The organism is Burkholderia sp. AU38729, from assembly GCF_020419725.1.
Classification (GTDB): Bacteria; Pseudomonadota; Gammaproteobacteria; order Burkholderiales; family Burkholderiaceae; genus Burkholderia.
Genome location: NZ_JAIZQO010000007.1, coordinates 218109 through 241471 on the forward strand (window position 1 = coordinate 218109; position 23363 = coordinate 241471).

The 23363-nt window shown below is 69.1% G+C and carries 21 protein-coding genes; 6 read left to right on the forward strand and 15 right to left on the reverse strand.

The features are described 5' to 3' along the window. Positions 1-20 precede the first annotated feature (20 nt). The 3 genes from LGM56_RS20015 to LGM56_RS20025 are packed head-to-tail and all read right to left on the reverse strand — an operon-like array spanning position 21 to position 3029. Positions 21-332 (reverse strand): hypothetical protein, encoded by a 312-nt coding sequence (locus tag LGM56_RS20015; RefSeq protein WP_226206580.1) that lies wholly within the window; start codon positions 330-332, stop codon positions 21-23. Beyond that, the gene (locus LGM56_RS20020) at positions 332-1690 is read right to left on the reverse strand and encodes an acyclic terpene utilization AtuA family protein (RefSeq protein WP_226206581.1); all 1359 of its coding nucleotides are present in this window, start codon (positions 1688-1690) and stop codon (positions 332-334) included. Before LGM56_RS20020 ends, LGM56_RS20015 begins: the two co-directional genes overlap by 1 nt. A gap of 40 nt (positions 1691-1730) precedes the next feature. Further along, a complete protein-coding gene (locus tag LGM56_RS20025; RefSeq protein ID WP_226206582.1) occupies positions 1731-3029 on the reverse strand; it encodes a CitMHS family transporter in 1299 nt (432 codons plus the stop codon). Positions 3030-3126: 97 nt separating this feature from the next. On the opposite strand from LGM56_RS20025, the gene LGM56_RS20030 reads away from it, so the two are divergent. Continuing rightward, positions 3127-4023 carry a LysR family transcriptional regulator gene (locus tag LGM56_RS20030; protein WP_226206583.1) on the forward strand — a complete coding sequence of 299 codons (897 nt, stop codon included), beginning with the start codon at positions 3127-3129 and terminating at the stop codon, positions 4021-4023. Between the two features lie 21 nt (positions 4024-4044). On the opposite strand, the gene LGM56_RS20035 is transcribed toward LGM56_RS20030, so the two are convergent. Both LGM56_RS20035 and LGM56_RS20040 read right to left on the reverse strand, forming a co-directional pair. Further along, the gene (locus LGM56_RS20035) at positions 4045-4629 is read right to left on the reverse strand and encodes a flavin reductase family protein (protein WP_089472574.1); all 585 of its coding nucleotides are present in this window, start codon (positions 4627-4629) and stop codon (positions 4045-4047) included. Positions 4630-4761: 132 nt separating this feature from the next. Further along, positions 4762-5187, reverse strand: coding sequence for a VOC family protein (locus LGM56_RS20040; RefSeq protein ID WP_011351673.1), 426 nt, complete (start codon positions 5185-5187; stop codon positions 4762-4764). 112 nt (positions 5188-5299) lie between these two features. On the opposite strand from LGM56_RS20040, the gene LGM56_RS20045 reads away from it, so the two are divergent. Continuing rightward, the gene (locus LGM56_RS20045) at positions 5300-6175 is read left to right on the forward strand and encodes a LysR family transcriptional regulator (RefSeq protein WP_206150130.1); all 876 of its coding nucleotides are present in this window, start codon (positions 5300-5302) and stop codon (positions 6173-6175) included. A gap of 15 nt (positions 6176-6190) precedes the next feature. On the opposite strand, the gene LGM56_RS20050 is transcribed toward LGM56_RS20045, so the two are convergent. From LGM56_RS20050 to LGM56_RS20065, 4 genes are read right to left on the reverse strand one after another with little or no spacing between them, the layout of a single operon-like run. Then, positions 6191-6970 (reverse strand): hypothetical protein, encoded by a 780-nt coding sequence (locus tag LGM56_RS20050; RefSeq protein ID WP_226206584.1) that lies wholly within the window; start codon positions 6968-6970, stop codon positions 6191-6193. A 55-nt stretch (positions 6971-7025) separates the two neighbouring features. Further along, positions 7026-9611, reverse strand: coding sequence for a TonB-dependent siderophore receptor (locus tag LGM56_RS20055; protein WP_226206585.1), 2586 nt, complete (start codon positions 9609-9611; stop codon positions 7026-7028). 54 nt (positions 9612-9665) lie between these two features. Beyond that, the gene (locus LGM56_RS20060) at positions 9666-10652 is read right to left on the reverse strand and encodes a FecR domain-containing protein (protein ID WP_226206586.1); all 987 of its coding nucleotides are present in this window, start codon (positions 10650-10652) and stop codon (positions 9666-9668) included. A gap of 3 nt (positions 10653-10655) precedes the next feature. Beyond that, positions 10656-11165 carry a sigma-70 family RNA polymerase sigma factor gene (locus LGM56_RS20065; protein WP_089425105.1) on the reverse strand — a complete coding sequence of 170 codons (510 nt, stop codon included), beginning with the start codon at positions 11163-11165 and terminating at the stop codon, positions 10656-10658. Positions 11166-11727: 562 nt separating this feature from the next. On the opposite strand from LGM56_RS20065, the gene LGM56_RS20070 reads away from it, so the two are divergent. Together LGM56_RS20070 and LGM56_RS20075 are read left to right on the forward strand one after the other, a co-directional pair. Continuing rightward, positions 11728-12888: a porin gene (locus LGM56_RS20070; RefSeq protein WP_226206587.1), complete on the forward strand. Its 1161-nt coding sequence runs from the start codon at positions 11728-11730 to the stop codon at positions 12886-12888. A gap of 410 nt (positions 12889-13298) precedes the next feature. Then, the gene (locus LGM56_RS20075) at positions 13299-14525 is read left to right on the forward strand and encodes a transglycosylase SLT domain-containing protein (RefSeq protein ID WP_226206588.1); all 1227 of its coding nucleotides are present in this window, start codon (positions 13299-13301) and stop codon (positions 14523-14525) included. A gap of 150 nt (positions 14526-14675) precedes the next feature. Here LGM56_RS20075 and LGM56_RS20080 read toward each other — a convergent pair whose 3' ends face one another. Together LGM56_RS20080 and LGM56_RS20085 are read right to left on the reverse strand one after the other, a co-directional pair. Further along, complete coding sequence (locus tag LGM56_RS20080; RefSeq protein ID WP_226206589.1) at positions 14676-15005, reverse strand: hypothetical protein; 330 nt, start codon at positions 15003-15005, stop codon at positions 14676-14678. Positions 15006-15224: 219 nt separating this feature from the next. Then, positions 15225-15971 (reverse strand): MipA/OmpV family protein, encoded by a 747-nt coding sequence (locus tag LGM56_RS20085; RefSeq protein ID WP_226206693.1) that lies wholly within the window; start codon positions 15969-15971, stop codon positions 15225-15227. Positions 15972-16217: 246 nt separating this feature from the next. Here LGM56_RS20085 and LGM56_RS20090 point away from each other — a divergent pair, with 246 nt between their 5' ends. Next, positions 16218-16943, forward strand: a complete 726-nt coding sequence (locus tag LGM56_RS20090; protein WP_089472565.1) for a response regulator — start codon at positions 16218-16220, stop codon at positions 16941-16943. Continuing rightward, positions 16944-18320, forward strand: a complete 1377-nt coding sequence (locus LGM56_RS20095) for an ATP-binding protein (protein WP_226206590.1) — start codon at positions 16944-16946, stop codon at positions 18318-18320. It begins immediately after the preceding gene. 50 nt (positions 18321-18370) lie between these two features. Here the strand turns inward: LGM56_RS20095 and LGM56_RS20100 are convergent, their stop codons facing one another. The 4 genes from LGM56_RS20100 to LGM56_RS20115 are packed head-to-tail and all read right to left on the reverse strand — an operon-like array spanning position 18371 to position 23296. Further along, positions 18371-19411: a FecCD family ABC transporter permease gene (locus tag LGM56_RS20100; protein ID WP_226206591.1), complete on the reverse strand. Its 1041-nt coding sequence runs from the start codon at positions 19409-19411 to the stop codon at positions 18371-18373. Continuing rightward, on the reverse strand, positions 19408-20403 hold the full coding sequence (locus LGM56_RS20105) for an ABC transporter substrate-binding protein (RefSeq protein ID WP_413226790.1): 996 nt from the start codon (positions 20401-20403) through the stop codon (positions 19408-19410). The genes LGM56_RS20100 and LGM56_RS20105 overlap by 4 nt, the downstream gene beginning before the upstream one ends. Positions 20404-20408: 5 nt before the next feature. Next, the gene (locus LGM56_RS20110) at positions 20409-21182 is read right to left on the reverse strand and encodes an ABC transporter ATP-binding protein (protein WP_226206694.1); all 774 of its coding nucleotides are present in this window, start codon (positions 21180-21182) and stop codon (positions 20409-20411) included. A gap of 23 nt (positions 21183-21205) precedes the next feature. Next, entirely contained in the window at positions 21206-23296 is a 2091-nt protein-coding gene (locus tag LGM56_RS20115) for a TonB-dependent receptor (RefSeq protein ID WP_226206695.1), read from the reverse strand. Positions 23297-23363 lie beyond the last annotated feature (67 nt).

Consider the following 23363-nt stretch of genomic DNA (forward strand, 5'->3'; position numbering starts at 1 on the left):
GCCTCCGGCGGCGACATCCGTCACGCCGGGGCGGGCACCTCGATCGCCAGCAGCGCCGAACTGACCGACTTGCCGTGCGCGTCGAGCGCGAGCGAGCGCGTGACGCCGCCGCCGAGCGCATCGCGCAGCACGAAATTGAATGCGCCGAGCGCCGGCAGTTCATAGCGCACGACGTCGCCGTGCACGATGCCCGCGAGCCACGCCTTCACGGCGTCGGCATCCAGATGCGTGCGCAGGTGATCGTAGTGACGCGGATCGTGGCAGATCACCGACAGGTTCAACGTATTGCCCTTGTCGCCGGTGCGCGCATGCGCGAGTTCACGCAGTTGCATCATGCCTCCACGAATGAAAACGACGGCGTCACGGCCGCGCGCGGCAGCAGCACCGACTGCACCGCGATCACCTCGCGCGTCGACTTGAACGCGCCGCCGCCGCCGGCCGGCCCGTTCGTATAGAGCGTCTCGACTTCGTTGCCGATGCGCGCCGCTTCGGCGGCGCTCGCCGCACGGCCGGCCACCCGCACGCGCACCTCGGTCGGCTCGCCGCGCACGGCCGGCGTCGCGTCGCCGTACAGCGAATCGACACCGATCAGGTCGAAGCGCAACTCGGTCGCGCCGACGCCGGTCATCGCCAACCGCTCGCGAACGATCTCGAGCGCGAGACGTGCGCGTTCGAGCGCACCGGGGCCGCCGTACGAGATCTGCCCTTCACCGATCCAGCCGTCGACGTAAGCCACCGATACCTTCAGCGTATCGGGCCGCGCGGTGCCGCGCCCGCCCGTCACGCGCACGCGATCGGTCGCCTCCTCGGCCACGGTGACCTGCGTGAAATCCGCGACGACATCGGGCTGCAGATAGCGCGCCGGGTCGTGAATCTCGTAGAGCAGCTGTTCCTTGCAGGTCGCCGCGCTCACGCGGCCGCCCGCGTGCGGCACCTTGGTGATCACGACCGAGCCGTCCGCCGCGACTTCGCCGATCGGAAACCCGAGGCGCGCGAGGTTCGGCACGTCCTTGTAGCCGGGATCGGCGAAATAGCCGCCGGTCACCTGCCCCGCGCATTCGAGCAGGTGGCCGACGACCGTCGCGGCGCCAAGCGTGTCCCAGTCATCCATCCGCCAGCCGAACGCGTGAATCAGCGGCGCGGCGAACAGCGACGGATCGGCGACGCGCCCGGTCAGCACGACGTCCGCGCCGGCCGCGAGCGCATCGACGATCGGCGCGGCGCCGAGGTACGCGTTCGCGGACACGATGCGGTCGCGATACGCGGCGACGTCGTCGCCCGATTCCTCGAAGCGGAATGCGCCGCGCAGCACGACGTCAAGCACGTCGTCGCCCTCGACCGCCGCGACCTTCAGCTTCGCGAAACCCAGCGATTGCGCGATTTGCGCGGTGCACCGGGCGGCCGCACGCGGATTCGCGGCGCCCATGTTCGACACGATGCGCACGCCCTTTGGTGCTGCGACCGGCAGCACCGCTTGCATCCGCGCGTCGAGCAGCGGGTCGTAGCCGAGTGCCGGGTCCTGGCGCCGCGCCTGCTGCGCGATCGCGATCGTGCGCTCGGCCAGGCATTCGAAGACGAGATAGTCGAGCTGCCCGTGTTCGGCCAGTTCGACCGCGGGCTCGATCCGGTCGCCCGAGTAGCCGGCGCCCGCGCCGATGCGCACGCGCCGTTCAGGTTGCTTTGCTGTCATGTCCTTACCGTCGTCCGGCGGCGGTCACCGCCGGGAAAGATCAAAAGATGCCCAGCGCGACGCACGCGATCGTCATCACGATCGAGGCGCCGAACAGCAGCGGGAACGTGAATTTCTGGTGCTCGGCCAGCTCGATGCCGCACAGGCCGACGACGAGGAAGGTCGCGGGCGTCAGCGGGCTGACCGGGAACCCGGTCGTCATCTGGCCGAGCAGCGCAGCCTGCCCGACCTGCACGGCCGGCACGCCGAGCTGGCCGGCCACCTCCGCGATCACGGGCAGCACGCCGAAGTAGAACGAATCGGGATCGAACAGCATGCTGAGCGGCATCGACGCGAGGCCGAGCACCACCGGAATGTGGCCGGCCATCGACGGCGGCACGAAGCCGACCGCCGCCTGCGCCATCGCCTTCAGCATTCCGCTGCCCTGCATGATCCCCGTGAACACACCGGCCGCGAGCAGGATGCCGGCCATCATCAGCGCGGCGCGCGCATGCGCGTCGATGCGCTTTCTCTGCATGTCGACGTCCGGGTAGTTCACCATCAGCGCGATGCACAGCCCGACCATGAACATGATCGCGGGCGGAATCTTCTCGCCCATCACGACCATCGTGCCGAGCACGACGAGCGTCAGCACGAGGTTGAACCAGAACAGTTGCGGCCGGCGCAGCGCCTGCTCGTCGGGCGTCAGCTCGCGCTTCGGCAGCGGAATCGACGCATCGTCGCGCGACAGGCCGAGCCGCTTCTCCTCGCGCCGCCCGAGCCAGTATGCGACGCCGAACACGAACACGAGCCCGATCGCCTGCACCGGGATCAGCGGATTGAACAGCGCCGACACCGGCAGGTGCAGCGACGCCGACGCGCGGATCATCGGCCCCGTCCACGGCAGGAAGTTGATGCCCGCGGCCATCGACACCGCGGCGGCCAGCACGCGCCGGTCCATCTTCAGCCGGTCGTACAGCGGCAGCACGGCCGGAATCGTCACGAGGAAGCAGACGGCGCCCGAGCCGTCGAGGTGAATCAGCAGCGCGAGCAGCGTCGTACCCATCACGATGCGCGTGGGCCGCGTGCCGACCGCGCGCAGGATGCGGTCGATGATCGGGTCGAGCGTGCCGGCGTCGGTGATCGTCCCGAAATAGAGGATCGCGAACACGAACATCCCGACGACGGGCGCGAGCCCCTTCAGCCCGTCGATGACGAACTTGCTGGTGTGCAGCCCGAAGCCGCCGATCAGCGACGCGGCGATCGGCACGATGATCAGCGCGACGAGCGGCGACATCCGCTTCGACAGAATCGCGGCCAGCAGCACGACGATCGTGCCCAGCCCGAGTAACGGCAGCATCCGTGTCTCCTACCTTGTCTTTTGTTGGAGACGAGCGTAAGGTCGGCGCAGCGATAGCACAATTGAAATGATTTGATCGCAGCAATCACGAACCGTTATGGATCTGAATCTTCGCGACATTCGCGCGTTCGTCACCGTCGCGCAGGCCGGCAACTTCACGCGTGCGGCCGCGCGCCTGCACCTGTCGCAGCCGGCGCTGACCGTGCAGATCCGCCGGCTCGAGGAGATCGTCGGCGCGCGCCTCTTTGACCGCAACAGCCGCAGCGTCGCGCTCACGCAGACCGGGCGCGAGCTGCTGCCGCTGCTGCAACGCTCGCTCGACGACATGGAGCGCGTGCTGCGCGACGCGCGTGCGCTCGGCGAAGGCACGAGCGGCACGGTGCGGCTCGCGTGCCTGCCGACCTTCGCGTCCAGCGTGCTGCCCGAGCTGATCCAGTCGTTCCGGCGCGAGGTGCCGCTTGCGGGCTTCGAGATCCGCGACGGCGTCGCGAGCCTCGTCACCGCGCTCGTGCGCAACGAGGAAGCCGATCTCGGCTTGACGGGCGGCGACACGTTCGATGCGTCGCTGGAGGTGCTGTATGCGGGCGCCGACCGGCTCGTCGCCGTGTGCCCGAAGGATCATCCGCTCGCGCGCAAGCGCCGCTTGACCACTGCAGACGTCGCGGCCGTGCCGCTCGTGCTCACCGCACGAGGCACGAGCGTGCGCAGCGTCGTCGATGCCGCGCTGGACGCGGCCGGCTGCACGCCCGCCATCGCGTGCGAGCCGACCTACATGATGACGGCCGTCGCGATGGTGCGCGGCGGCCTCGGCGTGACGATCCTGCCCGCAACCGCGCGCGAGGTGCGCGCCGAGCCCGAGCTGGTCGCGAAGCCGATCGACGACCCTGCGTTCGTGCGGCCGATCGCGCTCGTCACGAAGCGCGGCCGCACGCTGCCGCGCGTCGCGCAGGCGTTCGCAGAAACCATGCTGACGGAATTGAACAAGCGCGCATGAACCGCGCGCCCGGATCGGTGCTTACTTCGCGTCCGGATCGACGTGCAGCGATTCGCCGATCGCATAGAAATTGCCGCCCGCGATGTAGTGCAGGCTGCGCAGCGCCGGATCGGCCGATTCGAAATACCAGTGGCCGTCGCGGAACACGCGCGTGTCGGACCACGCCGCGACCACCTCGCCGATGAACAGGTCGTAGGTCTGCTGGTTGTGCGGCTCCGGAATCAGCTTGCACGCGAGCCAGCCCGAACAGCCGGCGACGAACGGCAGGTCGTGGCCTTCGACGTCGAACAGCGTGACGCCCGCTTCGCGCAGCTTGTCGGGCCGCTCCGCGAGACTGTGGCTGCCGACCGCATGCGTGAGCCGCAGCTGCGCGGCGGTCGGCACCTGGATCACGAACGTGCCGCTGCGCTCGACGAGCTCGCGCGTCTTCGCGGTCTTGTCGAGCACGACCGTCAGCTTCGGCGGCAGGAAGTCCAGCGCGCACGCCCAGGCGGCGGCCATCACATTGTCGACGCCAGCGTGGCGGGCCGACACGAGCACGGTCGGGCCGTGGTTGAGGAGACGGTAGGCCTTCTTCAGCTCCACCGGAGCGATGTGACTGTCCATACGGGTTCCTTGGAGAACGGCTCGCACGGACGGATGCCGTGCGGCGCGGCGCCGGCCGGTGCGCAGGCGCGCAGCCGGGCCGGAGGCCGCATTCTCGCACCCAATGTCGATCGGTGCTGACCGCGCCGCCGGTCACTTCGCGAACAACTGGCCGATGTCGCGGAACGCCTTGAATTCGAGCGCGTTGCCGCACGGGTCGAACAGGAACATCGTCGCCTGTTCGCCGACCTGCCCCTGGAACCGCACATACGGCTCGATCACGAAGGTCACGCCGAACGACTTCAGCCGCTCGGCCAGCGCTTCCCAGCTCGGCCAGTCGAGCACGATCCCGAAATGCGGCACCGGCACGTCGTGACCGTCCACCGCGTTCGTATGCGCGCCTTCCTGCGACGCGGTCTTCGGATGTTCGTGGATCACGAGCTGGTGCCCGTAGAAGTCGAAGTCGACCCACTGCGCGCTCGAGCGCCCTTCTGCCAGCCCGAACACACGGCCGTAGAAATCGCGCGCGGCCGGCAGGTCGTAGACGGGAATCGCCAGGTGAAACGGGGAAAGACTCATGGTGGCCTCGTGATGGAACGCTCGCGTGGCGCGAGGACGGCACCATGGTAGTCAAGGTCAAGCAGAAATTAAATCAATATATAGTTGCGTCATTCACAAACAGAATTGATCAATGATCCGCGAACTGAAAACCCTCGTCGCCGTCGCCCGGGAAGGCACGTTCGCCGCGGCCGGCAACCGTATCGGGCTCACGCAGGCGGCCGTGAGCGCGCAGATGCAGCGGCTCGAAGCGGAGCTCGGCTTCGCGCTGTTCGACCGGCAAGGCCGCTCGGCGCGGCTCAACGAGATGGGTCATCACGTGCTCGACCAGGCGCAGGCGCTGATCGGCCTGTACGAGAACCTGAGCTCGACGTCGCCCGGCTCGCCGGCCGCCGTGCGCGTGACGATCGGCGCGATCGCGTCGGTGCAGAGCGCGCTGCTGCCGGCCGCGCTCGCCGATTTCCATCGCCGCCATCCCGCGTGCCGCACGCGCGTGATCCCGGGGCTGTCGATCGAACTGGTCAACCGGGTCGATGCGGGCGAGATCGACATGGCCGCGATCATCCGGCCGCCGTTTTCGCTGCAGAGCGACCTGCACTGGACGACCCTCGTGCAGGAACCGTTCCGGCTGATCGTGCCGCGCAGCGTGAAGGGCAAGGACTGGGCCGAGCTGCTCGCGCGCGAGCCGTTCGTGCGCTACGACCGCGCGTCGTTCGGCGGCCGCCAGGTCGACCGCTTCCTGAGGAAGATGCATATCGCGGTGCGCGACACGTGTGAGCTCGACGAGCTCGACGCGATCGTCAAGCTGGTCGAGAACGGCGTCGGCGTCGCAATCGTCCCGCAGACCGCCGTGTATCGCCGCTGGCCGGCCGGCGTACGCGCGATCGACCTCGGGCATCACACGTTCCACCGCGACATCGGGCTCGTGCATCGCGCGCGGCGCACGATGTCGGAGCCGGCGCAGAAGCTCGCGCAACTGATCGAAGCGGCGGCACGGCAGCCGGCCTAGCACCGATGCTGACGATCAGCGCCGCCCGGCCGCCCAGTCGACGGCCGCGTCGAACAGCGCGACACCGGCCGGCGACAGGTTCACGAACGTGTCGTTGTCGAGGAAGAACATCACGCGACGCGCGGGCGCGAGCGCTTCGTAATCCATCGTCGCGCCCTTCTCGTACGCGAAGATCGCGGCCTTGTCGGGCTGGCCATACACGGTCGCGATCGTGATCGCGCCGAGCCCCGGCTTGCCCCAGCTCATCGGCGCCTGCTTGCCGTACACGTTCGTCGCGCCGGCCGGCAGCCCGGCCGCGATCGGGTGCGGCGCATTGACGAGCCACAGGTAGCGCTCCTTGCCCGTTTCGCCGAAGTCGACGTCGTGGCGCTTGCCCGTCATCGCGAAATCGTCGAGCAGGTCGTTTTCCCAGGTCACGAGCGGCTTGTCGAGCGTGCGCCAGCCGGGCCGCACGTTCTTCGACGACACCGTCGACGAAATCACGACCAGGTCGGCATCGCGCGCCGCATCGGGCGTCGACGACTCGTCGATCAGGCGCACCGCGTAGCCGCGCTCGCCGAGATGCTGGCTGATGCGTTCGTCGACCTTCAGGTTCGGGCCGCGCAACTGCACGAGCATCGCGACGCGCGTGACGGCCTGCGGCGCATCGGCCGCCCACGCGGGGGCGGCCACCCCCGCGCCGAGGCCCAGGCCCGCGCCGATCGCGAGCACCGAGCCCGCGATCGTGCGCAAGGCGCGACGCCGCGCGCTCGCGGCCACGGCGCGCTCGGCGCCGGTCTTCATGTTCCGGTTCATCTGGATCTTCTCCGAAGCCGCGCGCCGCCATGACGGCCGCGCGGCGATTGCGTGGTCAGAACTGCAGCGTGGTGAGCAGCGACATCTGTCGCGCATCGCCGATCGCGACGAAGTAACGGTTTGCACTCGACGGGTAGTACGTGCGATTGAAGAGGTTCTTCACGTTGAGCTGGAACGACAGCTTCTGCTTGCCGATCCGCGTGTCGTACGTGGCGAATGCATCGGCGAGCACGTACGACGGCAGCGTGAAGCTGTTCGCCGAATCGCCGGGCCGCGCGCCGACGTAGCGCACGTCCGCGCCGATGCGCAGGTCGTCGCCGCCGGCCACCGTGCCGAAGTCGTAGACGGCCGCGAGCGACGCGGTGTGGCGCGCGACGTTCCACAGCTGGTTGCCCGCGTACAGCGGATCCTCGGTCGTCTTCGCGTCGATGTACGCATAGCTCGCAATCACGTTCACGCGCTCGCCGAGCTTGCCCGACACGTCGAGCTCGATCCCGCGCGAACGCGCCTTGCCCGACGTGCGCCAGTCGGTCAGCTTGGTCGCGTCGTTGTACTGCGACACGAGCACGTTCTTCTTGTCGATGTTGAAGAGCGCGAGCGTGCCCGTCATCCCGCCCGGCAGGTCGAGCTTGCCGCCCACTTCCCACGCGGTCGCTTCCTCGGGCGGCGTCGCGCCGTCGATGATGTAGCCCGTCATCGGCGCGATCGACGACGACGGCTTCAGCGATTGCGAATAGCTGCCGTACAGCGAGAACGTGTCGGTCCACTTGTAGACGACACCCGCGCGCGGCAGCCACTTCGAGCCGCTGAGATCGGTGTTCGCGACGAACGGCCGCCCGCGCCCCGCGACCTGGTTGTACGTGATGTAGCGCAACCCGCCCGACACGATCCACTTGTCGGTCAGGTGGATCGTGTCCTGCACGAACGCGGACGCATCGTGCAGCGTGTCGGTCTGGTCGCTGTCGCTCGCCGACACCGTGCTCGACGGCGGCAGCAGCCCGTAGACGGGGTTGAGATAGTTGAACGGCGTCTTCACGGCCTGCCGCAGCATGTCCTTGCGGTAAATGCGGCGGTATTCGGTATCGAAGCCGACCTGCACGTCGTGCTGCATCCCGCCCAGCATCAGCTTGCCGTTCACGTAGCCGATCCCGTAGCTGTCGGTGCTGAGCGAGCCGTGCGTCGCGTCGTTGCTGCGCGTCATCGTGCCCTTCACCGGATCGACACCGGTCGTGCGCAACTGGTTCGCGTCGTAGGTCTCGCGGTTGTAGCTGTAGCCGAAATGCGCGCTCCAGTCGGCGTTGAACTGGTGATCGACGCTCACCTGCGCGAGGTGCGATTCGCCGTCCATGTTGTTGAACGGCTCGTCGATGCGCCGCCGCGCGGGAATGTCGAGCGGCGCGTTGGTGCGCGGATCGAGCGCGGTGCCGCGATCGAACGGCGAATGGAATGTGCGGTACTGGTAGGACACCGCGACCTGCGTATCACGGCCGTACCACGCGAGCGACGGCGCGACGAAGGTCTGCCGGTATTCGCCGAAGTTGCGCCAGTACTGCTCGTTCGACTGGTCGACGATCAGCCGGTACGCGAGCCGCGAATCGCCGACCGGCCCGGTCGAGTCGAAGGTCGCGCTGCCGCCGTTCTTGCCGTGCCCGAACGTCGACGCGCCCAGCGAAATCGCGTTGTAGCGCTTGAGCTGCGGCTGCTTGGTGACGACGTTGACCACGCCGCCCGGGTCCATCAGCCCGTACAGCAGCGAGGTCGGGCCCTTCAGCACCTCGACGCTGTCGACCGCCGCGTTGAACGCGCGCCCCTGCACGAGCGGCATCCCGTTCTGCATGATCGAGCCGTCGCGGTTGCCGCCGAAGCCGCGCTTCATGATCGTGTCCTGCGTGCCCGCGAGCGTGTTGCCCTGCGTGATGCCGCTGACGTTGCCGAGCGCGTCGTCCAGGTTGCGCGGGCGCTGGTCGCGCAGCACCTGCGCGGGCACGATGTTGACGGCCTGCGCGGTGTCGAGCAGCGGGATCTCGGACCGCAGCACGCCCGCTTCCTTCGGCGCGCGATAGCTTTCGGCACGCAGCGCGCGGGTGCGTACATTGATCGCGGGCAACTCCGCGCCCGCCGCGACGCCGGCCGCCGCGGGCCGTGCGACCGAACCGTCCGCGCGCTTGAGCGTGTAACCGCCGCCCGATTGCCGCAACGCGACGAGCCCCGTGCCCGCGAGCAGGCGGTCGAGCGCGCCGTCGACGTCGAAGCGCCCCTGCACGCCGCCGCTCGTCAGGCCGGCGGTCAGCTCCGCCGGAAACGCGAGCAGGATCCCCGCGTCGCGGCCGAACCGGTTCAGCGCCGCTTCGAGCGGCCCGGCCGGAATGTCGAACGCACGGCGCGCCGCGCGCTGCGCGGCCGGCGCCGCATCGGTGTCGGTGTCGGCCAGCGCGGGCAGCGGCAACAGCGCCGACACCAGGACGGCGCCGGCCACCCGGCGCGCGAGGCGACCCGGCGCGGCGGATGCGGCGGATGCGGCCGGGTGCGATGCGCGCGGCAGAGGTCGGGCAGGCGCCGGACGGCGCCGATACGTGAGACGGATGGAAACCATGATCGGGAGGTCGGTGGACGATGGGCCAGTGCTGCTTTCATTACCCATGTCACGCGAACATCGAGAAACAGCTCAGGTCAGCGGAAAATTTTTTCGACGGGCTCACGAACGGGCCGGTACGACCGTCGCCCAGTAGCGCGTCAAGTAGTGAACGTCGATCGGCAGCGTCGCCTTCAACGTGTCGAGCACGCGCGCGGGATCGTCGAGCGGATAGGTGCCCGACACGCGCAGGTCGGCCACGGCCGCGTCGCAGCGCAGACTGCCGCGGCGGTAGCGGTCGAGTTCGGCGACGAGGTCGGCCAGCCGCATGCGCGATGCGACGAGCATGCCGCCCGTCCACGCGGACGCATACGCATCGAGCGGCGCCGGCGCGTCGATCGTGTCGCGCGTGAAATCCGCGCCCTCTCCGGCCGCGATCACGCGCACGTCGGCCGTCGCATCGTCGGGCTGCACGCGCACGGCCCCGGCGAACACCTCGACGCGGGTCGCGCCGTCGCGCTGCCGCACCGCGAAGCGCGTGCCGAGCGGCCGCAGTTCGCCCTGTGCCGTCGCGACGACCAGCGGCCGCGCGGGCACGCGATCGTCATGGCCGCTCGTCACCATGATCGTGCCGCGCAACAGGCGCAGGCCGCGCGTCGTATCGTCGAAGCGCACGTCGAGCGCCGTGTCGGTATCGAGGACGACGACCGTGCGATCCGCGAGCGTCACCGTGCGCCGCTCGCCGACCGCCGTGCGCAGGTCCGCCGGCCAGATCGCCGCGCGCCGCGCGGGTTCGGCCATCCATGCGGCACCGCCCGCGCACAGCAGCACGGCCAGCGCCTTCACGGCCGCGCGACGGCGGCCCGCCCGCGGCGGCAGCAGCGCCGCCTGCGCGGCCTGCGGGTCGAGCCCGGCCGCCAGCCCGCCGAACCTGCGCTGCATCGTTTCGATATGACGCCATGCCGCGTCGTGCGCCGGATCCTCGGCGCGCCAGCGCTCGAGCGCGGCGTCGAACGCTTCGTCGGTGCGGCCGGCCTGCCGGTCGACCCACCATTCCACCGCGCGCCGCGCCACCTGCGGCGGCACCGCCGGCGCTCCCGGGGCGGCCATCGGTCAGGCCGCCATCGCGAAGAAGCACTGCGTGCCGGCCTTCACGAGATAGCGTTTCACCGTCGCCAGCGACACGCCGAGTTCGCGCGCGATCTCGGCCTGCGTGAGCCCGTCGAGCTGCGCGAGCAGGAACGCCCGCTTCGCCGCGAGCGGCAAGCCGTCGAGCAGCCGGTCGATTTCAAGCAGGGTCTCGAGCACGACGGCCCGCTCCTCCGGCGACGGCGCATGCGCTTCGGGGCGCAGCGCGAGCGCATCGAGATACGCGCGCTCGATCTGTTCGCGCCGCCAGTGATTGCTCAGCACGCGCTGCGCGACCGTCGTCAGGAATGCGCGCGGCTCGTCGGCGCCGATCGGCTCGTCGCGCGCAAGCAGGCGCATGAACGTGTCGTGCGCGAGATCGGCCGCGCGGTGCGCGCAACCGAGCTTCCGGCTCAACCAGCCGCGCAGCCACGCGTGGTGGCCGGTGTAGAGGGCGTCGATTTCTCGATGGAGAGACAGCTTGTCAGCAGACATGGCCGGGTTCCGGGAGGCGCAGGCGTCAACGATTTTGTAAATGAGAATGATTATTATATACAAAACCAGACCGGCGACCGGCGTTTCGGTGCGCGGGGGTGGCTGCGCTGCGGCGGGCAGCGCGACGCCGTCGGTCACGCCGGCGTGACACGCGCACGACGTTCCACACTCGCAGCGCCCATGATGACGAATCGGTCACCCAATCGTGAGGCCGTCGCCGGCCGCGCGCGCCGCGTAATTAACACATTCACTACCCCTCGGCCAATTCGATTCATTCAATAATTATTTGACGGATCGATAACAATATCCCGGCCATCCCGATTCCTCCGCGAATTCCCCGAAATTATCGCGAGATATGCAAGCCGCAATGGCCAAATCGCGAAATGCCAATTGATTGATACGCAATTTCCAACAATTCAAATCCCTCGATCGCGGCAATCGGAGGACATCCCTGTCTGCGTCAGGCCACAAAAGAGAATTTCATTTTTGCCGTTTTAATCGGGCTCGGTAGTCTCCTGCCATTCCGGATCACGCACACAAGCCAATGCGCAAGGAGATGACAATGAAACGCACGACCCTCTCGCTGATTTCCGTCGCGTCATTCGCGGCGATACCCGTCGCGCACGCGCAGTCGAGCGTCACGCTGTATGGCGTGATCGACACGTCGATCACCTACGTGAACCATGCGCAGGGCAAGGACAACGCGTGGATGCTCGGCAACAGCAGCGCGGGCAACCTGGCCGGCAGCCGCTGGGGCGTGAAAGGCACCGAGGATCTCGGCGGCGGGCTGAAAGCGCTGTTCCAGCTCGAGAACGGTTTCGACCCGAGCAACGGCCGGATGGGCCAGGGCGGCCGCCTGTTCGGCCGGCAGGCGTTCGTCGGCCTGACGAGCGACCGCTACGGCACACTCACGTTCGGCCGCCAGTACGATCCGCTCGTCGATCTCGTGCAGGGCATCACCGCCGACAACTATCTGGGCAGCGTGTTCGCGACGGCGGGCGACGTCGACAACTACGACAACAGCTTCCGCGTCGACAACGCGGTGAAGTACACGTCGGCCGTCTATTCGGGCCTGCAGTTCTCGGCGATGTACTCGTTCGGCGGCATCGCCGGCAGCACCGGCGCCGCGAATTCGTATTCGGCCGCCGTGTCGTACAACAACGGGCCGTTCAGCGTCGCGGGCGGCTACTTCCACACGACCAACAGCCCCGCGTCGAACACGCAGCGCACCGGCTGGACCAGCTCGTCGGACGGCACGTTCGACGGCCCGGTCAACAGCGGCTATGCGAGCGCGCATTCGATCGGCATCGCGCGCATCGCGGGCCAGTACGTCGCCGGCCCGTTCACGGTCGGCCTCGGCTACAGCAACGCGCAGTACCGCCGCGATGGCAGCTCGGTGTTCGGCTCGAACGAGCACTACAACACGGGGCAAGGCTTCGTGAACTACCAGGCAACCAACGCGCTGCTGGTCGGCGTCGGCTACAGCTATACGCGCTCGGGCGGCGACACGTCGGCCACCTATCACCAGGTATCGGCCGGCGCGGACTACACCCTCTCGAAGCGCACCGACGTCTACCTGACCGCCGCGTACCAGCACGCCAGCGGCCAGACCGGCGACGGCCAGGGCGGCTCGATGGCCGCACAGGCGTCGATCGGTTCGTACGGCTATGCGGGCACGAGCTCGCAGACGATGGTCAACCTCGGCCTGCGTCACCGCTTCTGATGCGAGACGGCCGGCTGCGCGCCGCGCGGCCGGTCGAATCCGCTTTCATCGATACGGCGGCTCCGGCCGCCGTTGTTTTTGAGTCGCCCTTCCATCGCCCTTTTCAACCCGGATAGCGACTGCCGCGCGATTTCCATCCGGTTCGATTCAGCACCGATTTTCGCGAGTCAATGACGCGACGCGTCAGTATTCCGGCAGCGCCACTACGCTGGCATTCGCGCGGAAATTCGGCCATTTTTACCGACAATGCTTCGCCGAAGCGCGTGATTGGACACGATAAACATGCGTGGCGAACGCATGGGCAAATGCAAAGGAAAGTTCGACGTGAGCCATTTGCGTGCGCGCTATGGCACACTTCGCGTCTGCGTAATTTCCTTGCACCGGGCGGCCGGATTCCGCCCCATCCTGCCATGCCGCGTCAGACAACCCGTTCGATCAGCCGAGAAACGCCGAAAATCGCCGCGACGATTGCGCTGTCGTGCGCGCTCGCCGGCGTCGCGCGGGCCGATTGCCTCGACGACGCGGCCGCGTTCCAGCACGTGAGCGTCAGCCTGATGCGCGGCATCGCGCAGGTCGAGTCGGGCATGAATCCGAGCGCCGTCAACACCAACACGAACGGCACGGTCGACATCGGCCTGATGCAGATCAACAGCACCTGGCTGCCGACGCTCGCGCGCGAAGGCATCACGCGGGAGAGCCTGTTCGATGCCTGCACGAACGCGTATGTCGGCGCGTGGATCCTGTCGCAGAACATTCGCCAGCTCGGCGCCAACTGGAACGCGATCGGCGCGTACAACTCCGCCTCGCCCGACAAGCGCCTCGCGTATGCGCGCAAGGTCTATGATGCAATCCGGACCATGCCGGATTCGCCGGATACTCCCATGCCCATCCTTCCCCCATCCTTTACGCCGCCGCAACAGGCCCAGGCGTACAACCCGTTCGCGAGCCTGAGCGTGTCCGCCCCGCAGCAGGTCACGCGTCCGCGCACGATTTCGTCGGCTCCGCCGCCTCCGCCGCCGCAAGGCGGCCCCGCCGGCCCGGCCGGCTCGTACAACTTCGGATGGACGGTCACGGGGGCGGACCAGGCGAAGCCGACCCAGGTCTTCGACGACGGCGCGCGGATCTACGTGCAGTTCAGCGACATGAAGCACGTGCCGGCGATCTTCACCGAGACGTCGTCCGGGCGCGTGCTGATGTCGTGGGAGCTGCAGTTTCCGTATGCCGTCCTGACGCGTCCCGCGCAAACGTTAATCTTCCAGCTCGGGCCGTTCGAGGCGCGCGCGCAGCGTAGCGCGGGCAATGGCGCCGGGATGACGGCGCAGGCCGGGACGGGGGGCGCGGCTGCGGCCGCCGGATCGAAAAAGTCGGCGAATACAGCGACGAGTACGGCAGCCAATCCGGCCGCAGCGACCGCGACCGCGGCAAAACGCACGGCGTCGGCCGATGCGCTGTGGTACGTGAATACGCCTTCGACGTCGGGAACCGCGGCGGCCTCGCCATCGACCGCGAACATGCCGGCCACGCTGCCGACCGCGATCACGTCGAACACGCCGCCGCCCGCGCCGGCCCAGGTGCCGGCTGCAGCCGCTCAGCCGTCGCGCGCCAGCGCGGATGCGCTGTGGTACATCTCGAAGTAGCGCACCGCCGATCGCGCGCGTCGCGCGGCGATCATTACGCCACGGTCGGCGGCAGCTTGGGCGCGTTCATGTCGTCCACCCGGTTCGGATAGCGCGACGTCGACGGCGCGCGCTCGTGTACCCGCACGCACGCCGCCACCGGCCCCCCCCTCACCCGCGCCGCACCCAGATCACCTTGCCGTCGCGAATGCCGAGATTGCGGCGTTCCTGCCGGTAATCCATCGTGCCCGGCAATGACGTGCCGTCACGCTCGAGCACGCGCCACAGGCAGCCGTCCAGTTGCGCCGCCGCATCGGCCTCGGTCTTGCCGACCAGCGCGTCGTCCGGCCCCGCGTCCGCCTTGCAGGCCTGCGACGTGCGTGCCGGCTCGCCATTCATCACCATGCCGCCCGCGGTCGCATTCTTCGTTTTCATGTCCGTGCATCCCGCAAACGTTGCGCCCGCAACCAGCGCCATCATCACCGCGATCGTCTTCTTCATCGGATACTCCCTGTTGCGCCCGGTGGAACCTGTGCGGGGTTCCCGCCGACCGGGCGTTGCATGCATGTTCGGTCCGCGCGCCCGGGCCACGCCGATTTCGCATGTCCGAGCCGCGGGTTCGGCCTGCCGCCGAAGCCGCCTGCATGTTACCGCACGCCGTGCGGCGTGACGGCACGTGCAGGCCGGCTGCGCCACACGATGCGTGCCGCGACGATTCGCTCAGAACTTGTAGGTCGCGCCCGCGATGGCGTAGTAGTTGCTGCGCGACTGGACGATCGGGCTGTCGCCGTAGCGGCCGAGCAGCCGCGTCACACCGCCGGTCGCGAGCACCGACCAGTGCTGCGACAGCGTCCAGTTCCACGCGAGCGCCATCGACGCGCTGTCGATCCCGCCGCGCGTCGAATACGGGCGGAACCGGCTCGTCATCGACTGCGCATCGGTCACGCCGTAGAACGTCTGCGTGTAGCGCCCCGAGCCCGCGTGCACGGTGCCCGTCACGATGATCTCGTGCTGCGCGGTCTTGAACACCGGCACCGCGAGATCCATGTGCCCCGACACGCCGCGCGACGTGTGCGTCACGGGTGTGTCGATCGTGACGCTCAGTTCCGCCGCGTTGAACAGCGTCACGCCCGCGCGCACGCCGACCAGCACCGAGCCCGGAACCCGGCCCATGCCCTTCAGGTAGTCGGAGCCCGGCATGTCGAGGCGGTTCTCGTCGGCTCGACCCACGTCGTAGCTCACCGCCGCCGACACGAACGCGCCGTGCGGCAAGTCCAGCCGGTAACCGGCGCCCTGGGTGCTGTCGATGAAGAAGCCATTGCCGAACTTCGCGGCAAACCCCGGCGCGACGACGCCGCGAGACTGGTTGCTGCCCGGGTAGCGCGGCGCGATACCGCCACCCAGCGACAGCGAATACTGGTTTTCCGCGTGGGCGGCGGCGGCAAGGGTCAGGCCGGCGAGCGGCAAGCAATAGCGGTAGCGGCGGAGCATTGGGCGCACAATATTGAGATATGAGTGACGGAGCCCGCAGTCTAGGTGTCGCCCCGCGCCGAGACTGTCCTGAATATTCGGGGAATCTGTGCTCAATTGTGTTCGATTGTTCGAGATTGTCGCCCCGCTCCCCCGGCCTTCGATGCGCCGGATAGAATTCGCGTGCCGCGCCGCGCACCGGCCTGCCCGGGTGTGAAACGGCGCGTGCACATTGACGAGACCATGAACGAAGATCCGCTCAAATACCGCGTACTGCTGATCGAGGACGACGACCGCCTGGCGCAGCTCGTCCGCGAATACCTCGACGGTTATGAATTCACGGTGACGGTCGTCCGGCGCGGCGACCTCGCCGTCGCCGCGGTGCGCGAGCACCAGCCGGCCCTCGTGATACTCGACCTGATGCTGCCGAACCTCGACGGCATGGAAGTCTGCCGGCGCATCCGCGCGTTCACCAACGTCCCCGTGCTGATCCTGACCGCGCGCCTGGATGTCTACGACCAGGTCGCGGGCCTCGAGACGGGCGCCGACGACTACGTGACGAAGCCGATCGAACCGCGCGTGCTGGTCGCCCGCGCCCGCGCGCTGCTGCGCCGCGCGCAGCCGGCCGTCGCGGAAGCGCCGGTGGCCGCGCCCGAGGCGCTCGTGTTCGGCGAACTGGCGATCTCGCCGCCGAACCGCACCGTCACGTGGCGCGGCGAGCCGGTCGACCTGAAGACCGCCGAATTCAACCTGCTGCTGATCCTCGCGCGCGCGGCCGGCACCGTGCTGAGCCGCGACGACATCCTGAAGCAGCTGCGCGGAATCGAGTTCGACGGACTCGACCGCTCGGTCGATTCCGGCATCTCGAAGCTGCGCCGCCGCTTCGAGGATGCGTCGTCGGAGCCGCACAAGATCAAGACGATCTGGGGCCGCGGCTACCTGTTCAGCCCTTCCGCGTGGGACGAATAAATGCTCCGCCCATTGATTCGGCTGTACCTCGTCGTGATCCTGTTCGTCGCGGCGTCGATCATCTTCATCCAGCTGTCGTTCGACCGGATCTTCTACGATCGCAGCGCGCAGGCGGAGCGCGACGCGTTGACGACCTACGCGTTCGTGCTGAACGACTACCTCGAACGCCATCCGGGCGAGCAGCGCAAGGTGGCGCTGCGCGAGCTCGCGAAGCACGGCAACGAACGGTTCGACTTCATGCCGATGGCCACCGCCCGCGCGCAATTGAGCGGCGAGCCGCTGCGCGATCTCGACGCCGGCCTGATCGCGATCAGCTACGACGCGAAGGATTACTACATGCCGCTCGCGGATGGTTCGGTGCTGCATGCGCGGCCGATCGAAGCATTCAGCCTCGACATCAGGATCTATGCGTACATGCTGCTGGCGCTCAGCACGCTGTTCGCGGTGGTGCTGTGGATTCACTATCACTGGCGCGACCTGCGCAGGCTGCAGGAAGCCGCCCGCGCATTCGGCGCCGGTACGCTGTCGACGCGCGTGAAACTGTCCGGCAAGTCGAACATCTACGAGCTGTCGCAGCAGTTCAACGACATGGCCGAGCGCATCGAGGCGTCGATCAAGCAGCAGCGGGAAATGATGCACGGCATCTCGCACGAACTGAAGACGCCGCTCGCGCGGCTCGAATTCGGGCTCGCGCTGCTCGCCGAGCCTGACGAAACGGCCCGGATGCGCGAACGCCGCGACGCGCTGCGGCGCGACGTGCGCGAACTCGACGAGCTCGTCACGGAGCTGCTGACGATCGGCCGGCTCGAACAGGGTGCCAGCCAGCTCGCGCCGATGGAAGTCGTCGTCGACGCGCTGCTCGACAGCGTCGCCGGCAACGTCGCGAACGACATCGTCGATCGCGGCATCACGCTCGACGTGTCGGCCCTCGACGCGCCCGCGACCCACGTATGCGACCCGAAGCTGGTCGCCCGCGCGTTGCTGAACCTGATCCGCAACGGCGCGCGTTATGCGTCGCGCACGGTGCTGCTCGCCGCCGAGCGCAACGCGTCCGGCGCGCTCGTGTTGAGCGTCGACGACGATGGCCCCGGCATTCCGGCCGCCGAACGCGCCCGCGTGTTCGAACCGTTCCAGCGGCTCGACTCCAGCCGCGACCGGCAGACCGGCGGCTTCGGGCTCGGGCTCGCGATCGTGCGGCGCGTCGCGCAGGTGCACGGCGGTGACGTGCGGCTCGAGGATTCACCGCTCGGCGGCGCACGCTTCGTGATCACGCTGCCCGCGCTGTCGCTGCCGGACAACCTGTTCGACTTGCCGGAGCCCCTCGCGCATGCCGACGCGTTCGGCGGCAGCACCGGCATGGCCCTCCCCCGGCAATGACGCGCGCGGCGGGCGGCGCCCCGGCGGCCCTCGCCTGACCTGCGCGCCGCTCAGCGGCGGCGCAGCAGCGCGACGAAGAACAGGCTGCCGAACATCGCGGTCACGATCCCGATCGGCAGATCCTCCGGCGCCGCGAGCGTGCGGGCGGCCACATCGGCCCAGACGAGCAGAATCGCGCCCGTCAGCGCGGCTACCGGCAGCAGCCTGCCATGCTCGGCGCCGACGACGCGACGGCACAGATGCGGCGTCACGAGCCCGACGAAGCCGATCGCTCCGCTCACCGCCACCATCGCGCCCGTCGCGAACGACGCGACGACGAACACCTCGCGCCGCATCCGCCCGCTCGGCACGCCGAGCGCAGCCGCGGCCACATCGCCCGACATCAGCGCATTCAGTTCGCGCCGGCGCGCGTACAACGCGCCGCCGGCGAGCGCCGCGCATACGGCCGGCACCGGCAGCAGATCCCAGCGCGCCAGCCCGACGCCGCCCAGCATCCAGAACAGCACGGAGGACGCCGCGCGCTGGTCGCCGAGATACAGCAGCAAGTTGCCGAACGCGGCCATCATGAACGACACCGAGACGCCCGCGAGCAGCAGCCGGTCCGATTCGAGCCGGCCGCGCCGGTAAGCGAGCGCGACGACGCAGGCGGTCGCCGCGAGCGCGCCCGCGAACGCGGCAGCCGACAGCGTGAACGGGCCGAACGCCGCACCGGCCATCACGGTGACCGCGACGGCGCCGAGCATCGCCCCCGCGCTCACGCCGAGCAGGTGCGGATCGGCCAGGCGGTTCGCGGTCGCGGCCTGCAGCGCCACGCCGACCGCCGCCAGCGTCGCGCCGACGAGCGCGGCCAGCAGCGCGCGCGGCATCCGGATCAGCCAGACGATGCTGTCGTCGCCCGCCCCCGCCGCAGCCACGCCGGCCTCGCCGAACGCCGACACGATATGCGTGGCGACGATCCGCACCGCCGCCGGCATCGCGATCGGCGCCGGCCCGAACGCGGCCGACGCGACGATCGACACGATCAGCAGCAGCGCCAGCGCCGGCAGCACCGCGCGCATGGCAGGCCGCGCTGCACGCACGTGCATGCTCATCGCGCCGGCCCGGCGAACGCGGCCGGATACAGCGCGCGCGCCAGCGTCTCGACGGCCGCGACGTTCTCGGGGCCCGGCGTGGCCGCATCGTACGGAATCACGATGAAGCGCCGGTCGCGGATCGCGGCCACGCGCGCGAGCGACGGCTGGCTCAGCAGGAATTGCTGCTTCTGCGCGGCCGTCACGGCCGAATAGTCGACGATCACGATCACCTGCGGATCGCGCGCGACCACGCTTTCCCAGCTCACCTGCGTCCAGCTGCGCGGCAGGTCGGCCATCACGTTGCGCGCGCCGGCCGCCGCCAGCAGCGCGGTCGGCATCGCGAGCCCGCCGGCCGTCATCGGCTTGTCGGTGCCGCTGTCGTAGACGAACACGCGCAGCGGCTCCGGATGCCCGATCGTGCGCGACACCGCCGCGAGACGCGTGCGCATCGACGCGACGATCTGCGCGGCGCGCGCGTCGACGCCGAAGATCCGGCCGAGATTGTTCAGGTCGCGGAACACGTCGTCGAACGACGCGGCCGCCTGCTTCATCACGTGCGAACACGATTCGGTCAGCTCGTACGCACGGATGCCGAACGGCGCGAGCGTCGCGGGCGTCACCGGGCCGCCGACATGCATCCCGTAGTTCCAGCCCGCAAGATAGAAGTCGGCGCGCGCGGCCGCCAGCACCTCGAGCGACGGATACTGGCTCGCCAGTTCGGGCACGCCGCGCAGCGCATCGCGCACGCGTGCGGTGCCCGTCTTCCAGCCGCCGATCCCGGTGTAGCCGACGAGCCGGTCCTTCAGGCCGAGCACGAGCATCATCTCGGTCAGGTTCACGTCGTTGCTCACCACGCGCGTCGGCGCGCGCTCGAACGTCACGTCGCGATCGCAGCTGCGCACGGTGACGGGATAGGCGCCCGCCTGAGCGGCCGCGCAGCCAAGCACGGTCGCGGCAACCAGCCGGCGGGATAGAGATGACAACGTGGGGGACAAGACAGGAAACGGCATGGCAGTCATTCCGGATGAAGCGGCGTGATGCGCGGCCGGCCCGTGACGGGATGGCGATCGACGAGCGCGGCGACGCCGAACACGTCGCGCAGCAACGCTTCGGTCAGCACGTCGGCCGGCACGCCCGATGCGACGACCCGGCCGTGCGCGAGCACGTGGAGCCGGTCGCAATACGCGGCCGCGAGATTGAGGTCGTGAATCGTGGCGAGCGTCGCGATGCCGAGGCGCCGCACGCGCGCGAGCAATTCGAGCTGATGGCGCAGGTCGAGATGGTTGGTCGGTTCGTCGAGCAGCAACAGTTCGGGCTGCTGAGCGAGTGCGCGGGCCAGCAGCGCGCGCTGCTTCTCGCCGCCCGACAGCGACGCGAAGCGTTGCGCACGGCGCTCGACGAGACCGACGTCGTGCAGCGCGGAGTCGACGATCCGGCGATCGTCCGCCGTCTCCGCATCGAGCGGCCGCTGGTGCGGCGTGCGCCCCATGCCGACCAGTTCGTCGACCGTCAGCCCGAAATCGTCCGGCGCCTCCTGCTGCAGCACCGCGATGCGCTGCGCGACCGCGCGCGGCCGCATGCGCCACACGTCCTGCGCATCGAGCGCGACACGGCCGGTGTCGGGCCGCGCGTAACGGAACACGCAGCGCAGCAGGCTCGTCTTGCCGCTGCCGTTCGGGCCGACCAGCCCGACGAACTCGCCTTCGGCCACGCTCAGCGTGACGGAATCGAGCACGGTAATCGCGCCGCCGGGAGACCAGCTCACGCGTTCGATGTCGAGCATGTGCATCACGGGACGCGCGCCGTGCCGCATCAGAAGCGCATCGTCGCGACGAACTCCGCCGAGCGCGACGGGCCGAGCAGCCATTGCTCGCCGCCGTTCGACGTCGTCACCGCATACGTGCGGTTCGCGAGGTTGCGCAGGACCAGCGCCAGCTCGGTGCGCGACGTCGGCTGCCAGCGCAGCGACGCGTCGAACACCGTGTATGACGGCACCTGCACGCGGTTCGCGTCGTCGCCGTAGGTCGCGCCGACGTAGCGCACGCCCGCGTTCGCCTGCCAGCGCTCGGCAAACGCCCAGCCGAGCCACAGGTTCGCCGTCTGCTGCGGCACGTTGGCCGGCGCATTGCCGGCGCGCGACACCGTCGTGCTGCCGACCTTCTGGTTGAACGCGTCATAGCGTGCGCGCAGCAGCGCGACGTTCGCATCGACCGTCCAGCCGTGCGGCAGCCGCGCGCCGCCCGTCAGCTCGATGCCGCGCGACGATTGACGACCGACCTGCTGGCGCAGCGCGGGATTGAACGGGTCGGTGGTGAGCAGGTTGCGCTTCGTGATGTCGTACACGGCGACCGTCCAGTATGCGCGGCCGTCGAGCAGCGTCTGCTTGACGCCGGCTTCCCACTGTTCGCCGGTCGCGAGCCGGTAGCTCGCCTGCGACGCGGACAGCGTCACGAGCGAGCCGAGGCCCTCCGCGCCCGTCGTGTACTGCGCATATGCGCTGAGCGTCGGCGCGACCTCGAACACGAAGCCGGTGCGCCAGCCGACGTTCGCGAAACGCTTGTCGAAGCCCGCGCCGGTCGCTGCCTGCTCGCGGTTGAACGCGATGTGGTCGTAGCGCAGCCCGCTCACCCACGCGAGCCGCGGCAGCACCTCGAGCCGGTTCTCGGCGAACACCGCGGCCTGCCGTGCGCGCGTGCTGAACTGCGGCACCGTCGGGTCGGGGCTCGTGAACACGCCGGGGTCGAAGCCGTGCGCGGGCACCGTCGACTCGCCGCCGTACGGCGAATTGTTGGTGCCGCTGAACGTGATCTGGCTGAATTCCGTGCCGACGACGAAGCGGTTCGCGCGGCCGAACAGCGTGCCGTCGAAGCGTGCGCTCAGCCGATCGCCGATCTGCCGCTGGTGGTGGCCGATGTCGAGATAGTCGCTGCGCGTGACGCGCCCCGTCGCGGCATCGAGCACATACGATTCGGCGTTGCGCCAGTGGCGATTCGACGTCAGGTAATAGAGCTGGTTGTCGATCGTCACGCCGGCCATCGGCCGGTAGGTCGCCGACAGGCGCGTCCACTGGTCGTAATAGGAAATCGACGCGTCGGCGACGTTGTAGTTGCGCTTGCGCAGCGACGGATCGAGCACGCCGTTCGGCGCCGGCACGCCATAGTAGGTCGCCGGCATCTGGCGGCCGTAGTCGAAGTCGAGCGTCAGCGTGAGCGTCGGGCTCACATCGAACTTCAGCGCGCCGCCGACGGCCGTCGTATGCGTATCGGCCCGCTCCGCGAGACCGTTCGCGCGCGCATCGCTTGCATGGAAGCGATACGACAGCCGCGGGCCGAGCGCCCCCGTCGTACCGAACGCGGCGTGCTTCCCACCATCCAGGCCGACACCGACCTGCAGCGTCGTCTCGCGCGTGCGCTGCGGTCGCTTCGACACCACGTTCACCACGCCGCCGATCGCCCCTTCGCCGTACAGCACCGACGCCGGGCCGCGCAGCACCTCGATGCGCTCGACCGACCACGTATCGAACGGGAACGTGATCGTGCCGGCAGCCGGCATCAGCCGCACGCCGTCGAGCAGCGTCATCACCGATTCCTGCCCGCTGAAACCGCGCACGCTCAACGCGGTGCCGCCGGTGCCGGGCGCCATCGCGCTCGAGAAACCCGCGGTGCGTGTCACCGCGTCGAGCACCGTGCGATCGCCGCGTGCGTCGATCGTGCCGGCCGTGACCGTCTCGACGCTCGCGGGCGTGTCGAGGCTCGCGAGCCCGAGCCGCGAGCCGGTTTCGAGCGGTTGCGTCAGCGGGTCGGCCGGTGCGGATGGCGCGCTGACGTTGATCGCCGGCAGTGCATGCCGTTCGTCCGGTGCGGGTGCGGCCGCTTCGGCGGCCCACGCACCGGAGCTCGCCATCGCGCAGCCCAGCAGGGTCGTGCAGCCGCGGGCCGCGCGAACGCGCCAGGCGTCGGCGTTCCGGCGC

Bases quoted from the DNA above. Each gene is read 5' to 3' on its own strand.
- LGM56_RS20015 (WP_226206580.1), bottom strand. From the start codon at position 332: ATGCAACTGCGTGAACTCGCGCATGCGCGCACCGGCGACAAGGGCAAT.
- LGM56_RS20020 (WP_226206581.1), bottom strand. From the start codon at position 1,690: ATGACAGCAAAGCAACCTGAACGGCGCGTGCGCATCGGCGCGGGCGCC.
- LGM56_RS20025 (WP_226206582.1), bottom strand. From the start codon at position 3,029: ATGCTGCCGTTACTCGGGCTGGGCACGATCGTCGTGCTGCTGGCCGCG.
- LGM56_RS20030 (WP_226206583.1), top strand. From the start codon at position 3,127: ATGGATCTGAATCTTCGCGACATTCGCGCGTTCGTCACCGTCGCGCAG.
- LGM56_RS20035 (WP_089472574.1), bottom strand. From the start codon at position 4,629: ATGGACAGTCACATCGCTCCGGTGGAGCTGAAGAAGGCCTACCGTCTC.
- LGM56_RS20040 (WP_011351673.1), bottom strand. From the start codon at position 5,187: ATGAGTCTTTCCCCGTTTCACCTGGCGATTCCCGTCTACGACCTGCCG.
- LGM56_RS20045 (WP_206150130.1), top strand. From the start codon at position 5,300: ATGATCCGCGAACTGAAAACCCTCGTCGCCGTCGCCCGGGAAGGCACG.
- LGM56_RS20050 (WP_226206584.1), bottom strand. From the start codon at position 6,970: ATGAACCGGAACATGAAGACCGGCGCCGAGCGCGCCGTGGCCGCGAGC.
- LGM56_RS20055 (WP_226206585.1), bottom strand. From the start codon at position 9,611: ATGGGTAATGAAAGCAGCACTGGCCCATCGTCCACCGACCTCCCGATC.
- LGM56_RS20060 (WP_226206586.1), bottom strand. From the start codon at position 10,652: ATGGCCGCCCCGGGAGCGCCGGCGGTGCCGCCGCAGGTGGCGCGGCGC.
- LGM56_RS20065 (WP_089425105.1), bottom strand. From the start codon at position 11,165: ATGTCTGCTGACAAGCTGTCTCTCCATCGAGAAATCGACGCCCTCTAC.
- LGM56_RS20070 (WP_226206587.1), top strand. From the start codon at position 11,728: ATGAAACGCACGACCCTCTCGCTGATTTCCGTCGCGTCATTCGCGGCG.
- LGM56_RS20075 (WP_226206588.1), top strand. From the start codon at position 13,299: ATGCCGCGTCAGACAACCCGTTCGATCAGCCGAGAAACGCCGAAAATC.
- LGM56_RS20080 (WP_226206589.1), bottom strand. From the start codon at position 15,005: ATGAAGAAGACGATCGCGGTGATGATGGCGCTGGTTGCGGGCGCAACG.
- LGM56_RS20090 (WP_089472565.1), top strand. From the start codon at position 16,218: ATGAACGAAGATCCGCTCAAATACCGCGTACTGCTGATCGAGGACGAC.
- LGM56_RS20095 (WP_226206590.1), top strand. From the start codon at position 16,944: ATGCTCCGCCCATTGATTCGGCTGTACCTCGTCGTGATCCTGTTCGTC.
- LGM56_RS20100 (WP_226206591.1), bottom strand. From the start codon at position 19,411: ATGAGCATGCACGTGCGTGCAGCGCGGCCTGCCATGCGCGCGGTGCTG.
- LGM56_RS20105 (WP_413226790.1), bottom strand. From the start codon at position 20,403: ATGCCGTTTCCTGTCTTGTCCCCCACGTTGTCATCTCTATCCCGCCGG.
- LGM56_RS20110 (WP_226206694.1), bottom strand. From the start codon at position 21,182: ATGCACATGCTCGACATCGAACGCGTGAGCTGGTCTCCCGGCGGCGCG.
- LGM56_RS20115 (WP_226206695.1), bottom strand. From the start codon at position 23,296: ATGGCGAGCTCCGGTGCGTGGGCCGCCGAAGCGGCCGCACCCGCACCG.